This window comes from Gordonia sp. 34D, from assembly GCF_056682775.1.
In genome coordinates, this window is record NZ_CM155293.1 from 437958 (window position 1) to 453439 (window position 15482).

Below are 15482 nucleotides of genomic sequence, written 5' to 3' on the forward strand. Positions count from 1 at the left end.
GGTGAGTGTCCTTCCAGCCTAGATAGTATTCCCAGTGCCATTCGAGGGTCTCAGCTTGGGGCTCCGGAGACTATAGCTCCGGTGGCATTGAGCCCAATCCCAGGTTGGCCAGAGAAGTAGCGAGGATGCTCAAGAGAGAGGCGACGCTGTCGCCGCTGGGCTCGATATTTTCGGCGAAGACCCGCACTTGATCATCTTTCGCGACACGGAGGCGGGAAAGACAAACCTGCTGAAGGCGGCCCTTGGTGAGATTGTGCGGCGCCGTGACGTGCTCAGTAACGACGTTGTGGTGGTGGATCCGCGGCGGTCGTTGCTGGACTTTGTTCCGACACCGCCGCAGCGGCGATATGTCACGACGCAGGAGCAGGCGTCTGAAGTGTTTGTGGCGCTCGATAAATACCTGCGAGCCCGCTTGTCTGGACCGGACGTGACCCCGGCACAGCTGCGTGAGCGGAGCTGGTGGAAGGGCCCGGAGATGGTTATAGTTATCGACGACTACGTCGTTCTGGTGCCGTCCGGAACGGCGCTGAATCCATTTTCGCCGTTGGTCCCGCTCTTGCCGCACGCACGCGACATTGGCTTGCACATCATCGTCGCCCGTAAATCGAGCGGTGCTGCACGAGCCATATTCGACTCGTCTATCTCTGGTTTGCGGGACAACAGTGCGGCTGCGGTGCTGCTCTCGGGTGACCTGGAAACGCGCCCCAAGGAATGCCAGCGTAAATAGTCGCCGATTCAAAGGCGGCTCGTACGACCTCGTAACTCCTTGAGGGAATTACCACGTTCTGGTTGACGGTCCACTGAAAGTAACTCTGGACCGGCGGTGGGCTCGACTCTGCTGCTTCTGGTTCGCTGTTTGGTGAGCTCGACGATTCTGTTGCCCGCTCGCCATGGTTACATGACGTGAGGAGAGGCAAGATGATCAACATCGCAAACAAGAGCCGACTCCGCCGGATGGGACGGCCGTCCCTCACTAGCGCAAACATGATCCTCTATCCGGGGTTGGTGCCTCGTTTTATGTTCGAGACTGGCGATGTCTCGTGCTAACAGTGTATGGAATTCGCGGAGTCGATTGGAGTTAATTCCTCCTCGCAGCTGCTACGTCCACGACCTAGTTTGGAATCCATCGAGGGCTGCTATGCAAATTTGCGCGTTCACGCTCAAATTCGGCTTGCGAGGGCTCGTATCTAAAATCTGACGACCAATGTCCATCATTGCCAATCGTGGCTGCTGTAAATTCACGACAAACAGGGCCTAGATTCGGGGTGTGGTCTATCGAGTCAAGGGTGAATCGGGTGATGTGGTGGTCGCGAAATACGTTGATCTTCGGGCGCCATGTGACCGATCGCGGCAACGGTTGGCCGTGATCTTCGGGGGTCAACGCGCTAGCTCCCGCATCGCTTAGGTCATCTACTTTGAATTCTAGGCTGAAAACTAGGGCTCGCGCCGGTGGGCGAACGTTCGTGCCATCCAGTGGCAGCAATGACCCGTAGGAGATATTGCATCCGCTTGCGCTTATTGTGTCGCCACGCTCCTCGTATTGATAAATCAGTTCTTTAAAGGACCACGGATAATTTGGAAGCGACTCATAGTAGTTCTTTCTGAATCCATTAGAGATCAATCCGTCGACGATACGCGGATCATCGGCAGACTTGGGTATTCCTCCAAGGAAGGACTCTTCATAACCTGGGAAACCGCCCCACGACATACCTCCGTATATGGTTGCCGATTCAATGGCGGCTCGTACGACCTCGTAACTCCTTGGGGGAATTGCCACGTTCGGGTTGACGGTCCACTGAAAGTAACGTTGGGCTGGCGGTGGGCTCGACTCTGCTGCTTCTGCTTCGTTGCCTGGTGAGGTCGACGACTCTGTTGCCCGCTCGCCATAGCTACATGACGTGAGCAGAGACAACGTCATCACCATCGCAAATAAGATCCGACCCCGCCGGATGGCACCGCCGTCCTTCATCAGTGCAAACATGATCCTCTACCCGGGGTTGGTGCCTTGTTTTATGTTCGAGACTGGCGATGTCTCGTGCTAACAGTGTACGGAATTCGCGGAGTCGATTGGAGTTAATTCCGCCAACGCAGCTGCTACGTCCACGACCTAGTTTGGAATCCATCGAGGGCTGCTATGCAAATTTGCGCGTTCACGCTCAAATTCGGCTTGTGATGGTTCGTACGTAAAGTCTGACGACCAATGTCCGTCATTGCCAAACGTGGCTGTTGTAAATTCACGACAGGCAGGGCCTAGATTTGGCGCATGGTGTATCGGATCAAGGGTGAATCGGGTGATGTGGTAGTCGCGAAATACGTTGATCTTCGGGCGCCACGTGGCTGAGCGCGGCAACGGTTGGCCGCGATCTTCGGGGGTCAACGCATTAGCCCCCACATCACTTAGGTCATCTACTTTGAATTCTAGGCTGAAAACTAGGGCTGTCGCAGTTGGGAGATCATCCCGGAGATCATCCGCGCCCTCCGGTGGAAGCAATGACCCGTAGGAGATATTGCATCCGCTTGCGCTGATTGTGTCGCCACGCTCCTCATATTGATAAATCAGTTCTTAAAGGACCAAGGGTAATTTGGATAGGAATCGTAGTAGTTCTTTATGAATCCATTGGATATTGATCCGTCGATGATACGCGGATCATCGACGGACTTGGGTATTCCTCCAAGGAAGGACTCTTCATAACCTGGGAAACCGCCCCACGGCATACCTCCGTATATGGTTGCCGATTCAATGGTGGCTCGTACGACCTCGTAACTCCTTGGGGGAATTGCCACGTTCGGGTTGACGGTCCACTGAAAGTAACGCTGGACCGGCGGTGGGCTTGACGCTGCCGGTTTAGATTCGTTCGCAGAAGAGTCCGACGGAAGTGGGGTCGCCTCTCCGCTGCTGCATGAGGAAGCGAGCGAGACCACAAGGGTCACTGTACACAATAGGCGGCTGAACTGGATATACTCTGCGCTTTTCGCGAGTTTAAACACTACCCACCGCCTGTGGTTGGCACCATATCAGGTGTTCGAACAGGGTAGTCGTAACACGCCATTTCAAAGAGTGTTGCGTAGATTATTTCCCTTTCGACCGCTGAGGGAACATCCTTCTCGATCTCCGCATCGCTCTTCAACTTTCCAGAGCTGTCAAATATTCTACTATTCGGAACTCTGGGAATTATACTCTGGCCGGGTTTTTCCTTTTCGAACATTCCCCGCAAATTCGGAATCTCGCGCAGTACTCGAGTCCTCGGATAGATCACTTCATCAATTCGGCTCATCTGAGTCGAAACGTTGGTACTCGGAAGTGGCTTGCCGTTGTCACCCAAATATTGACCGGTATCGTATGTGAAATTGACGCCGTTCGAGAGGGCTCCCAATTTATCTGCATAGGGAACGATTTTTCCTAAAACGCCCATGGATGTAAACATCAGGCTTTTGGCCGATTCATTTCGTGCAGTGATGGCGGCCGCGATTGAGTCCATATCCGTCGCACTGATTCCACTAGTTATGAACGACTCGCGATCTGCCGTATTTATGACAGAGGCCAAACGGGGGGCCTTCTGGAACTGTGCGCTGTTGGATTCGGATCGGTCGTCCTGTTGACCGTAGCTTGCCAGGTAGTCTTCATACTTTGCCCCAAATACCCTCATGATCGACGTGCGAACGGGATTTGTCTTCTTTCCGGTCTTGTCCCCATTCGCCATTAGGATCGTGAGGAGGTTTACTGACCGGTCAAGATAATTGGTGACCTGATCTTCATTCGAAGGGTCGGCACCAACATTCAAGAGACGCTTGTCGAGATCTGTTCCTGTCTTGTATTCATCTTCCGCGCCTTCGGCGACCCATGCAATAAATGAATTTTCATGCCAATTTTTGGCGACATGATCCCCATTGCTACCTTGGGATACAACGGGACCATCGAAATATTGGCGAATGCCCTTAGGGATATTGTGGTCTCCACCCCGAACTAACTTGAACTTCCCGTTTCCGTCCGGGTCTACGTTCGCGGTGACATTGGGATCCGATGTCCATTCCAGCATCCGACCAATTGCTGTTCTTAGGTCGGGACGCTGATCTAGTGTCCTCTTCAGGTACACGCCGTTGTCGCCGTCGCTGTCGCCAAGTTCGGTGAGGAACGTGGTAGAGAAGCGGTATTTTGTTTGCTCGACCTCCGTGTCGACGTCACCTGACATCGTGGCCAGTTGCTCGGGGGAAGCGCACTAGCAACTTCAACGAGCTTCTTCGCTGCTTCGATCTCCTCCGGTTTCGAGTCCGGATTACGTAAGATTTCAGCGGCCCTTTTGGCCTGTGCTTCCGGGTTTGAAATTGTCTCCCTGCCGTCCTCATGCTTATTAGTTCCGTAAGGAGTACACGTCACCGCGTCGATCTGGGCTTGGGGCTGTTCTCCGTTCCCTGGGGTTTTGTTGTCGACGGGAACGATCGTTGGTCTATCCGGTCCGATAATCGTTTGTTCTGCCCCCTGCGGACTTGTCATTGGAGGCCCGCTAAGAAGCAATGGAATTGGCACGTCGTGAGACCCTGGTGCCTGCCGGTGCAGTATTTCCACTGAAGGCAAGACCTTGCAATCGGCAGTCTCCGGAAGGAGAACGAAGTCGAAAAGTGCGGTCTGATCGACCTCTGCCGGATCTGAGAGTTGGTCAACCCGTAGCGGATTCTCACTCTCGGGTACGTGGGCGACACAGACGTCACCTACAGGTCGGGCGCGGAGGCGTTGCCGGAGACTGAACAAGCAGTGAGTGCGAGGACTGTTGCTCGCGACAAGGCAGCCAGTTGGGGAACACCACGGCTCGTTTTGACCATCCGTTTACCCTATGCGACCTAGGCATGGCCGCCGTCAGCTCCCCACGTCGATACTCTGGATGCGTGCATGGTGAATACAAGGTCCCCGGTGGAAAATTGGTTGTCGCGGACGTCGAAATAGAAGACGGTCGGCTCGCGCAGGTCAGCTTGTCCGGTGACTTCTTTCTTGAACCCGACGAAGCCCTGGAGCTCATTACGGCGGCAGTCGTGGGTGCGCCTGCGGCGGCGTCGGCGAAGGACCTCGGGGCAAAAATCAGCGCAGCGCTACCTGCCGACGTGGCGATGATCGGTTTTGATCCGGAGTCCGTCGGCGTAGCCATTCGTCGCGCGCTCGGCCATGCGACCAGCTGGCACGACCACACCTTCGACGTCATCGAACCCGTCGTCCTCGACCCCGCCATGCATGTGGCGCTCGACGAAGTGATCATGCGGGAAGTCGCCGACGGAACCCGCCCGCCGACCCTGCGGTTCTGGGACTGGGCGACCCCGCTGGTGGTAATCGGCTCATTCCAGTCGGTGCGCAACGAAGTCGATGAGGAAGCCGCGGAACGTCTCGGGTTCGGGATCGTCCGACGCATCTCCGGCGGCGGCGCCATGTTTATGGAAGCCGGCAACTGCATCACCTACTCGCTGGTGGTGCCGACGTCGCTGGTTGACGGACTCAACTTTGAACAGTCCTACGAGTTCCTCGACCGCTGGGTGATGGGTGCCCTCGCCGACGTCGGCGTCAATGCCCACTACGTGCCGATCAACGACATCGTCTCCGACCGCGGCAAAATCGGCGGCGCCGCCCAGAAGCGAATCGTCGCGGGCGCCGTTCTGCACCACGTGACGATGTCGTACGACATCGACGCCGACAAGATGACCGAAGTCCTCCGCATCGGCCGCGAAAAAATCTCCGACAAAGGCATCACCAGCTCCGGCAAGCGCGTCGACCCCATGCGCTCGCAAACCGGCATGACCCGCGACGCCATCATCGAGGCTTTCCTACAGCACTTCCGGACCTGGTACGAAACGAATGATTCCGAATACTCGGAGGGTGAACTCGCTGCGGCAACCAAGCTGGTGGAGGACAAGTTCAGCACCCCGGAGTGGACGTATCGCGTGCCGTAGTCGCCGGAAACAGCCGACCGAAATTGTCAGAGGGTGCGTGTACTTCTAAAGGCACAGACAAGTCGGCGAGTTGAAGGAGAGTGCGATGACGAAAGACTCCGTGGCCAGCACAACCGGCGTGAGTATCGAACACGACAGTCTGCGCCTCGGGCCGGTGCGCGTGTACTTCCAGCGGACGCTGCGCATCCCCGAGAAAGGTCTGCACTACCTTCCACCCGGCATGGGGAGATTCCCACTCCGACGGGTCGACGACTACCCGGACACGGTGCCCGCCGACTGGCGTGCTCGGGGCGGCGTCATGCTCCCGATCTACCAGCGCGAAGCCATGTGGTTGGCATTCTCCACGCGGGAACCCGCAGCCGCGCTACAGGTTGGAATTGGTGAAGTGTGTGCGGTCAGCGGCGAGCAGTGGTCGCCTGAACTCGTGCGCGAGCCCCAGAACTATTTGGCGCTACCCGAACAGCTTTGGCTCGACGGCATCAATTCCGGCGAGGGGCAGATCCGCCAATTCGTCGCTGTCCCACTCGGATTGGGGGCGACGGTGGAAGCGCAAGTGACGGGCGTCGAAGTTCACGGCGGCATTCAGTTGCGCGCGGTCGGCCTCACCGACGCAGGGCTGGCTGCAGCCCGTCGCGAGGAGGCCGCCCGGGCGGAGGCCGAGCGTGAAATGGTGTACGCGCTTGAAGCTTCGGGCGCGCCGCTGATGGACTCGCCTTGGCCGTCGCCGATGCCCCCGCCGACTGGCGCGCCAATGGGTCTGGGGGCAGGCGGAAGCATGCGGCAGGAGATTTACGAGGATCCCCGGCCCGTCACCGACTACGACCCCGAGCGTTCGTGGGAAGTGGTGGTGCACCTGTGCTCCGCCGACCAATGGACCGCGATTACGGGGGAGAAAGCGCCGTCGACTCCCGTCGACCGCGACGCCTACGTCGAGCGCGGCTTCCCGTGGTTCGACTACTACGACGCCGACAACAAAGACCTCGACGCACCGGAAGTGTTCGACGGCGTCGAATCGGTGGGCAAGGTCCTTGGCGAGAAGGCGCCGCCATTCGAGCCCGTCGACCCGAAGACCGTCATCACGATCAAGGGGAAGACGGCCGACGAAGTTGGTAAGCCCGCTTAGCGGCCGGGGCTTTTGAAGCTGGCTGACCCAGTTGGTTCTCACGGGCTCCGCGTGGACGTCCGACACGATCGTGCATACGGTGTCACTTTCGTGCATTGGGGTACGAACTTGATCGACACCTAATGCACGAAAGTGACACCTAATGCACGGTTTTGGCCCAGCCTGTGATCGCCGACTTCTCGATGCGCGGTCTTCGCTTCGCTCGGACCGCTTACTCGAAGATTGGGATGCTAAATCTTCGACAGCCGCAAACGCCAGGCCTCGGGGCCTTGCTCCAAGTATTCGACCTGGATGTGGCCGCCGCTGCGGTCGGCGAGTTGGTGGAGCAGCGGGACCGGATCGTGGTGGGCCACGAGGATCATCGACTCGCCGTCGGCGACCGCGTCGAACGCGCCGAACACCGTTGCGTGACGGATGGCGTGCGGAATCTGACGGACGTCGAGTTCCGGCTCCTCGGTGTCGTGCTCACCGCACGAGCAGCCGGCGTGACCACCCGCATCAGGCGCGGGGGCTGCCGAAACAGTCGGCAAATCAGCGACCAAATCCGCCAACGAAACCGAACTGTCCTCAGCGAGGGCAGGCATCAGCATGTCGGTGACCTTGCCGAAGAACACCTCCATCAGCACCCGCAGTGCCGTGGTGTCAGCGGCCGCATTCACTGCGTCAGTGCCAGCAGTGTTCACGCGCTTCACCAGCTGACTCATCACCCGCGATTCGCCGGCGAGGCCCTCAACCAGCAATCGTGCACGACCAACGTTGAGCGCCTCGGGAAGCAACTTCTTGCGGGCCGCCTCCAGCCACGGTTCCACATCGCCGGTCGCGAACGCGGCGACGGCGGTGCGTGCCTCGTCGACCCCGGTGCCGGAGGTCGCGGCCTTGAGCATGCCGGAGTCGAGCGCCGCCACGCGCCCCATCAGTTCGGCGACCGCCTGTCGCTGCTGCTCCAGGGTGTCGGCGTCGGCGGCGTTGGACGCCATCACTACGTCGTTGCTTGTCATCGCGAGTGTCCTTCCAAATGGTTGTCGGCCGGATGCGGAGGGTGCAGTGGCCGATCTGTCTTCTATTTAATACGGTAGTAACCGTGAATAATAAAGTGCCTGCCAAAGGACCGGCTCCCACGCCGACCGCCGCGCCCGCGCTGAGCGCCGCGCAACAGGCCGCCCTGGAGCAGCTTCGCGGTGTCTCCGGGCCCGTGCGCGTGGTCGACGTCGCGACCGCTTTGGGCTTGCACGCCAACACTGTTCGCGAACATCTCGACGCCCTCGTCGACGCCGGACTCGCTCAACGGACCCGCGCTGAGTCATCGGGCCGCGGTCGTCCAGCCTGGCTCTACGAGGCCGTCGCCGCCGATGCCGACGCCACCCTCCGCGCCTATGCAGGCATGGCCGTCGCACTGGCTGGTCACCTGAAAGCCACGTCCGACGATCCCGCTGCCGCCGCCCGCGAACTAGGCCGCACGTGGGGGAGGGACATCGCGAAAAAGCGGACGGTGCAGGGGGATTCGCGCGCGCAGGTGATCGCTCACCTCACCGACTTCGGGTTTGCGCCGCAGTCCGACGACACCGCCACCATCGCTCTGACGCGCTGCCCGCTGCTCGACGCCGCACGCCAATACCCGGATGTGACATGCCAGATCCATGTCGGTTTGGTCCAAGGCTCTCTGGACGTGGTCGGCGACACTAATCTCAAACCTGTGCTGACCCCGTTCGCTAAGCCCGGCTGCTGCCTGCTGCGCCTCGACGAGCAGGCCGACGAATGAGCGACGACGGCGCTGCCAAACCGAAACCCGCCCAACCCAGCCCCACGGCCCTGCGTCTGGCGCTGCTAATTCCCGGCGGACTCGCACTGCTCGCCGGACTCGACGCGGCACTCTTGCTCCTCGGCGTCGGCGCCCCCGTCACCGTCGGACGCCTCGCGGACGTGCACGGCATGCTGATGGTCTACGGCTTCGTGGGGACCCTGGTTGCGCTGGAACGGGCCGTCGCGCTGAGCAAACTGTGGGGCTTCCTGGCGCCCGCCAGCCTCGGCTTGGGTGGGCTCGCGCTGATCTTCGTCGAACCGTCGTGGATCGGCGGAGTGCTCCTCGCATTCGGGTCGGCGATGCTGATCGCCGTGTATGTGCCCCTGTGGCAACGCAATTCGGCGACCGCCGTGCTGGTCCAAGCCGCCGGCGCGGTCCTGGCGCTGGGCGGGGCGATCCTGTTCGCGTCCGGTGTCCCGATCCCATACCTGCTGCCATGGTTGGCCGGGTACCTGATCTTGACCATCGGTGGCGAACGACTCGAACTGGCTCGCGTCGCCTTCGCTGTCGGGAACGCCGAAGCCGGGGCGCTCGTGGCGTGCGCGGGGATTTGGCTCGCGGTGCCAGCGTCGTTGCTGTGGCCGACGGCGGGCTACCGCGTGCTCGGCGGCGCGCTGCTGGTGTTCACCGTGTGGCTCATCGTCTACGACATTGCCCGCCGCACCGTCCGCTCCACCGGCCTCACGCGCTTCTCGGCCGTCTGCCTGCTGGCCGGCTACTTTTGGCTGCTGATTGCGGGCGGGATTTGGCTCGTCGTCGGACCGGTCCGCGACGGCACCGGGTACGACGCGTCGGCCCATGCGGTGTTCCTCGGGTTCGTGATGTCGATGATCTTCGCGCACGCGCCGATCATCCTGCCCGCCGTCCTGCGTCGCCCGCTGCCGTACCACCCCGTCATGTACGTGCCAGCCGTGGTGCTGCATGCGACGTTGCTGCTGCGGATCGTCGTGGGTGACGGTGCCGATCAGCTGTGGGCGGTCACTGCGGGCGGCATCGGCAATGTGGTGGCGGTGCTGCTGTTTGTGGTGATCGCGATCGGGTCGGTACTGATGACGCCGCGCGTGAAGTCGAAGCCCGAACCGTCGAAGCAGGAGGCCACGGCATGACCATGCGTACCTGGAATCTGCGGGCCGGCCTCGTCGTCCTGGCATGGCTGATCGCGCTGCTTGGCGTCACCATCTCCGGCAATTCGCTGGCCGGTGGGCATTGGCTGATGATCCATCTGCTGGGCCTCGGGGCCGCGAGCAACGCGATCCTGATTTGGAGTTGGTACTTCACCGAGGCGGTCCTGCGGCTTTCACACACTGAGCAGCGGGTTCAGCACGCGGTTCGACTCATTGCGTTCAACATCGGTGCCGTGACCGTCGTCGTCTCGTACGGGATTATCGGGGCGCAGCGCGGGGAGGTGTCGCACGCGTTGTGGTACGCCATTGTGGCGGGGGCGACGGTCGCGTTCGCGGCGATCGCCTGGCATTCGGCGAGCCTGTTTCAGCGGGTGAGGACCGCGTTGCCGTCGCGTTTTGGGCCGATGGTGCACTTCTACGTGGCCTCCGGGACCATGCTGCTGATTGGCATCGGGTTCGGGGCGACGATCGCGCGCGGCGACCTGCCCGGCGACTGGCCCGCCCGCCTCGCCGTCGCTCACGCGACGCTCAACGTGTTCGGGTGGATCGGTCTCACGGTGATCGGCACCCTCGTGACGCTGTGGCCCACCATCCTGCGGACACGCATGGCCGACGGTGTGGAGAAGGCCGCCAAGAATGGGTTGCCGCTGCTGTGCGCCGCGATTGTGGTGATCGTGACCGGCGCGTTGATCGGCCTGCAGGTGGTCTCGGCCATCGGCATGCTCGGGTATGCGGCGGCGTTCGGTTACATGGCGTGGTCGCACGCCGACGAGGTGCGACGCAAGACGCCGTCGAGCTTCGCCGGACTGTCGGTGCTGGCCGGTGTGCTGTGGCTGTTCGTGTCGGTGATTGTCGGGGCCATTGCCTATGCGACCGCCCCCGATTGGGAGAGCGTCTACGACAGGCTCAACATTCTCACCACCGCGCTGCTCGGCGGGTTCTTGGCGCAGGTGCTGCTCGGTGCGCTCAGCTACCTGATTCCCGTCGTGCTCGGGAAGAAGCCGATCGCCACGCAGGCGTCGATGCGCGTCCTCGACATCGCCGGTCCCGCCCGCGTGGGAGCGGCCAACGCCGGCCTCCTGGTGTGGGCGCTGCCCGGGTCGGGCTGGCCGCACACGCTGGGGGCGGCCGTCGCCGTCGTCGCACTGGGATCGTTTATCCCGCTGGTGATTTGGGGTGCCTACAAGGGGCTCCGCCTGCCCGACGATGCGCGGTCCCGCCCCAATCCCACCGCACGTCCCGGCGGCGTGGTGCTGGGTTCCCTCGCCGCTGGGGTCGCGGCGGTCGTAGTGGCTGCGGCGGTTGGCGTGGCGGTGGATCCGGCGGCTGTCGGACTGCCGGGCAGCGACAAGTCGACCGTTGTCGCGACCGGTCAGACCACCACCGTCGACATCGGCATCAAGGGCATGCGGTTTACGCCCGGGAAGATCGAGGTGCCGCGCGGCAACCGCCTCGTCATTAACCTGACTAACACGGGGACGCAGACGCACGACATTGTGATGCCCGACGGTCGTGGGACGCCGCGGTTGTCGCCGGGGGAGAAGGCCACCCTCGACGCGGGCGTGATTGGTGCGACGCAGCAGGCGTGGTGTTCGCTGCCCGGGCATCGGCAGATGGGCATGGTGCTCGACATCGTTGTGGCTGGCAGTCCCGCCGAGAAGTCGACCGAGCCGACCATGAATCACGAGATGCCCTCGGGGCCTGTCGATCTGGAGGCTGCGCCGGGTCCGGGGTTTGTGGCGCGGGATCCGAACTTGCCGCCCGCTCCGCCGGAGAAGATGCACCGCTACCGGTTTGAGGTGCGCGACGTGCAGCGCGAGGTGGCGCCCGGCGTCACGCAGACGCAGTGGCCGTACGGGATTGTCGCCGCGGATGGGAACTACTCCGGGAGCGCGCCGGGTCCGACGCTGCGTGGTCGTGTAGGTGACTCGTTTGAGATCACGCTGGTGAACAACGCGACGATGGGTCATTCCATCGATTTCCATGCCGGGGCGTTGGCTCCGGACGGTCCGATGCGGACGATTCAGCCGGGCGAATCTCTCGTCTACCGGTTTACGGCGACGCGCAGCGGTGCGTGGCTGTACCACTGTTCGACGATGCCGATGTCAGTGCACATCGCGAACGGCATGTTCGGTGCGGTGATCATCGATCCGCCGAATCTGCCTGCAGTGGATCGCGAGTATGTACTGGTGCAGTCGGAGATGTACCTCGGCGGCAAGGACGGTGCCGATCCGGCGAAAGTGGCCGACGGTCGTCGTGACTTGGTGGTCTTCAATGGGTACGCCAACCAGTACGACCATGCTCCGCTGAAGGCGAAAGTCGGTGAACGGGTGCGCATTTGGGTTGTCGATGCGGGCCCGAACCTGGGGAGCGCGTTCCACATTGTGGGTGGTCAGTTCGACACGGTGTTCAAGGAAGGTTCGTACTCATTGCGGCCGGGGAATGCTGAGGCTGGCGGCGCGCAGGTGCTGGATCTAGCTCCGGCGCAAGGTGGGTTTGTGGAGTTGAGCTTCCCGGAGGCTGGGCACTATCCGTTTGTGACGCATGCGATGGCGGATGCGGAGAAGGGGGCGCATGGGGTGGTTGAGGTGGAGTGAGGGGTAGGTGAGTTAGGCGCGGTATCCCGCAGGGGTCGCACCGAATTCTGGAGGTGGCGGTGGGCTAGAGTCCTAGTCTTCCAAACTAGGTCTGCGGGGCGAGTTGGTGTGTAGTAGATAGCCGCCCTACTGCCCGCGTTGGTCACTCAATCGGCTCTACGGCAACCGCACCTTATCGAACCCGCTAGAAACTTCGGCCGACGCCGATTCTCCTCACGAACAGCGAAGGGCCACCGATCGCAGCTCGAGGGCGCCGGCGTCTTTGCGGGCGAACAGTTTGCGTAAGGGTGAACTCATCCGGGCTGAAGCCGTTGTAAATTCCGAATTGGGGGCAATGGCAGAGGTGATCGTGGAAGATTGCGTGTGGGCTTCGCCTTGCTGTTGGACGGTTCATCTAACGATTTGCATCCAATCCCGCAAGCCACTCCTGTCCCAGCTGCCACGCCGACGAATAGGCGCAAGTTCGAGGTCGCAGTCTCATGCACCGACTTCCGGAGCCCCGGCGCTGTATTGCAAGATCCTTGTTAGCTGGGAGTGCCGCTCAACCTGTAGTAAAGTATGAGATATTATTTGTCCGGATATATCAGAGCCGCAATGGGGAATCAAGAATTGACCGCACAAACACCGCCTTTCGAGGTTGGGTCCGTTTCCGAATTCGTGAAAATTGCTGGTTCTCCGAACGATGGTGGAACAGTCCGCTGGTTCCGGGGGATTTCCTCAACCCAATATGAACTGAAGCCTACGCTTTATAGGCTTAAATCTGAAGCTTCCGGCCCGGTTCTGGGAATTAATAGATTGTTGGACGTCGAGGAATGGCTCCTTGACCGATTTTCTGAGAGGTCTGCACCATTTCGTGAGGGGCCATCGCCTGTGGTGAAGATTGACTACCTTTTCGAGATGCAGCATTACGGAGTTCCGACCCGGCTCCTGGACTGGTCGGAAAGCGCTTTGGTTGCACTTTGGTTTGCAGTGCAAGGCAAGGCGGACGAATTTGATGCCGCTATCTGGGTATTGAATCCGGCGAAATGGAACGATTTAGTATTTTCTCAACAGCGGAGCGTCAACAATGTGCTTTCGCCTCACTCTGAGACGGTAGATTCGATGCAGCCTTGGACTGCGACTCGACGGGATGTTCTCGCAGACCCGCCCGTTTGTATTTACGGTGTACACAATACCAAGCGAATAGTTAGTCAGCGTGGAGTGTTCACGCTAGGGGGTCTATCTACAAGTTCGATAGAGGATCAGGCTGGCGAACTGGCGCGGGCTGGCTCATGTTCGAGTAAAGATTTGCTATTCAGGATTACGATCCCGGCGGCCGCTCGCCCGCAGATTCGTGCCGAATTGGTAAATCTCGGATTCACGCAATCAATGATATTCCCCGATTTAACAGGGTTGGCCCGGGAATTAGTTGAACGATTAGATGAGAGTGGGCTACTGTGACATTTGAAGTGCGGCCTTTTGAGGCAAAGACCGCTTCGTGGTGGTATCGAAACCGTGACAGCATCGACTTTGAGCCGCCATATCAGAGAACTGGCCCGGCCTGGGAGTTGGATCGGCAAGGTTTTTTGATTGACACGATCATTAATGACTTTGATATGCCTAAGCTTTATCTCGCCGATTTTACTTACTTCAAGTCTGATCTTAATACATCAGGAAAGAGATTTGCGATCATCGATGGAAAGCAGCGGCTCTCTGCGATCTTTAAGTATTTCGACAACGAGCTCTCGCTGCCGCCAGATTTTGTCCTTCGCTCGGATCCGGACGTTCCGATAGCGGGTCTCCGGTATTCTGAACTTAATGAATTGTATCCAGATCTTCGTTTGAAGGTAGATAATTTCAATCTTCCTGTGATGAGCGTGATTAGCGACGAGTTGGAGATGGTGAATGAACTATTTGTTCGATTAAATAGTGGTAAACCTCTGACGGCGGCAGAGCGAAGAAATGCGATGAATGGAATTGTTCCGGAGTTGGTTCGAGGTATCGCATCATCGACGTTCTTCTCCAAGTGTGTGAAATTCTCGAACAGGGGGCGAGCGCACGATCAAGCGGCGGCGAAGCTACTGCTACTTGAGGCATCCGCAAGACCTGTAGATCTTAAGAAGAGGCAGCTTGACGAGCTTTTTCGGTCGGGTTTAAGTGGTGACGACAATGATGGATATCTGGCTTCATCCGCGGATACGGTGATGGAGACCCTCAATGTGATGGTTGATATTTTCGATGAGCGTGATCCATTATTAAGTACGCAAGGTCAGATGCCTGTGTATTACCTGGTATTTCGCGGAGCTAATACTCAACCGCCAAACAGGGAGGCGCTTGAGTCGTTCGACAATTTGAGGACTGAGGTGAGGGGCCTAGATCGTCTTGAGGGCTCTACCTGGAACATGTCTCGTGAAGTGGGTCGCTGGGAGTTGGATGCACTGATTAAATACAACCGGCTCATGCGGAACCCAAATGACGCGCACTCAGTTTATCTAATGGCTGAAATAATGAGTGATTTCATAGCGAGCTATTTGTAGACATGAGACGAAAGGGGTTGGTGGCCGTGGCCAGCAGTTGTATGTGTTTAATCTCCCCGGTTCAGATCAGGGTCCATAGTCGTCGAAGGGCGCCGGTGCCGGTGGGGCGGGAGCATTTTGTCGCGTGTGCTGTGGGCTGCCTGGGCTGGTGGCGACAGGTATAGCGTCACGCATGCCCGATCTCGTATGCGTTGAGGTGAGACTTGGACGTAGGGGATTTGTGGTGGCCATCGGGCATGCAGCGAACCTGGATCAGGTACTTTAGGAATGCTCACCATCCCGCCGCGACGTTGTCGACATTCGCAGGGTCGGTATGTCAGACCCACCTGCCATTCTTACAGTCGTAAAGTGGGTGTGGCCCAAAGACGAGGTATCGACCTCACCGGGCGT

At 59.7% G+C, this 15482-nt stretch carries 11 protein-coding genes; 8 read left to right on the forward strand and 3 right to left on the reverse strand.

The window, feature by feature from the left end; translation table 11 throughout:
- Positions 1-187 precede the first annotated feature (187 nt).
- Positions 188-727 carry a hypothetical protein gene (locus tag AC1L34_RS02120; protein ID WP_424322106.1) on the forward strand — a complete coding sequence of 180 codons (540 nt, stop codon included), beginning with the start codon at positions 188-190 and terminating at the stop codon, positions 725-727.
- Positions 728-1111: 384 nt separating this feature from the next.
- Here AC1L34_RS02120 and AC1L34_RS02125 read toward each other — a convergent pair whose 3' ends face one another.
- Together AC1L34_RS02125 and AC1L34_RS02130 are read right to left on the reverse strand one after the other, a co-directional pair.
- Positions 1112-1981 (reverse strand): hypothetical protein, encoded by an 870-nt coding sequence (locus tag AC1L34_RS02125; RefSeq protein WP_424322105.1) that lies wholly within the window; start codon positions 1979-1981, stop codon positions 1112-1114.
- Between the two features lie 1006 nt (positions 1982-2987).
- The gene (locus AC1L34_RS02130) at positions 2988-4190 is read right to left on the reverse strand and encodes a TPR repeat domain-containing protein (RefSeq protein WP_480035073.1); all 1203 of its coding nucleotides are present in this window, start codon (positions 4188-4190) and stop codon (positions 2988-2990) included.
- 691 nt (positions 4191-4881) lie between these two features.
- Here AC1L34_RS02130 and lplAB point away from each other — a divergent pair.
- Together lplAB and AC1L34_RS02140 are read left to right on the forward strand one after the other, a co-directional pair.
- Positions 4882-5931, forward strand: coding sequence for a lipoate-protein ligase LplAB (gene lplAB / locus AC1L34_RS02135; RefSeq protein WP_424322104.1), 1050 nt, complete (start codon positions 4882-4884; stop codon positions 5929-5931).
- Positions 5932-6016: 85 nt separating this feature from the next.
- Entirely contained in the window at positions 6017-7054 is a 1038-nt protein-coding gene (locus AC1L34_RS02140) for a hypothetical protein (protein WP_424322103.1), read from the forward strand.
- 230 nt (positions 7055-7284) lie between these two features.
- Here the strand turns inward: AC1L34_RS02140 and AC1L34_RS02145 are convergent, their stop codons facing one another.
- Positions 7285-8052, reverse strand: coding sequence for a DUF2249 domain-containing protein (locus AC1L34_RS02145; protein ID WP_424322102.1), 768 nt, complete (start codon positions 8050-8052; stop codon positions 7285-7287).
- Positions 8053-8135: 83 nt separating this feature from the next.
- Here AC1L34_RS02145 and AC1L34_RS02150 point away from each other — a divergent pair, with 83 nt between their 5' ends.
- The 5 genes from AC1L34_RS02150 (at position 8136) to AC1L34_RS02170 (ending at position 15092) form a co-directional block, all read left to right on the forward strand.
- Complete coding sequence (locus AC1L34_RS02150; protein ID WP_424322101.1) at positions 8136-8813, forward strand: helix-turn-helix transcriptional regulator; 678 nt, start codon at positions 8136-8138, stop codon at positions 8811-8813.
- The gene (locus AC1L34_RS02155; protein WP_424322100.1) at positions 8810-9961 is read left to right on the forward strand and encodes a hypothetical protein; all 1152 of its coding nucleotides are present in this window, start codon (positions 8810-8812) and stop codon (positions 9959-9961) included. Before AC1L34_RS02150 ends, AC1L34_RS02155 begins: the two co-directional genes overlap by 4 nt.
- Positions 9958-12576 (forward strand): multicopper oxidase domain-containing protein, encoded by a 2619-nt coding sequence (locus tag AC1L34_RS02160; RefSeq protein ID WP_424322099.1) that lies wholly within the window; start codon positions 9958-9960, stop codon positions 12574-12576. Before AC1L34_RS02155 ends, AC1L34_RS02160 begins: the two co-directional genes overlap by 4 nt.
- A 594-nt stretch (positions 12577-13170) precedes the next feature.
- The gene (locus AC1L34_RS02165) at positions 13171-14016 is read left to right on the forward strand and encodes an FRG domain-containing protein (RefSeq protein ID WP_424322098.1); all 846 of its coding nucleotides are present in this window, start codon (positions 13171-13173) and stop codon (positions 14014-14016) included.
- On the forward strand, positions 14013-15092 hold the full coding sequence (locus AC1L34_RS02170) for a DUF262 domain-containing protein (protein ID WP_424322097.1): 1080 nt from the start codon (positions 14013-14015) through the stop codon (positions 15090-15092). The genes AC1L34_RS02165 and AC1L34_RS02170 overlap by 4 nt, the downstream gene beginning before the upstream one ends.
- Positions 15093-15482 lie beyond the last annotated feature (390 nt).

What these genes read in the sequence shown, in the direction of transcription:
- AC1L34_RS02125 (WP_424322105.1), bottom strand. Translation starts at nt 1,981, where the DNA reads ATGTTTGCACTGATGAAGGACGGCGGTGCCATCCGGCGGGGTCGGATC.
- AC1L34_RS02130 (WP_480035073.1), bottom strand. Translation starts at nt 4,190, where the DNA reads ATGTCAGGTGACGTCGACACGGAGGTCGAGCAAACAAAATACCGCTTC.
- AC1L34_RS02140 (WP_424322103.1), top strand. Translation starts at nt 6,017, where the DNA reads ATGACGAAAGACTCCGTGGCCAGCACAACCGGCGTGAGTATCGAACAC.
- AC1L34_RS02145 (WP_424322102.1), bottom strand. Translation starts at nt 8,052, where the DNA reads ATGACAAGCAACGACGTAGTGATGGCGTCCAACGCCGCCGACGCCGAC.
- AC1L34_RS02155 (WP_424322100.1), top strand. Translation starts at nt 8,810, where the DNA reads ATGAGCGACGACGGCGCTGCCAAACCGAAACCCGCCCAACCCAGCCCC.
- AC1L34_RS02160 (WP_424322099.1), top strand. Translation starts at nt 9,958, where the DNA reads ATGACCATGCGTACCTGGAATCTGCGGGCCGGCCTCGTCGTCCTGGCA.
- AC1L34_RS02165 (WP_424322098.1), top strand. Translation starts at nt 13,171, where the DNA reads ATGGGGAATCAAGAATTGACCGCACAAACACCGCCTTTCGAGGTTGGG.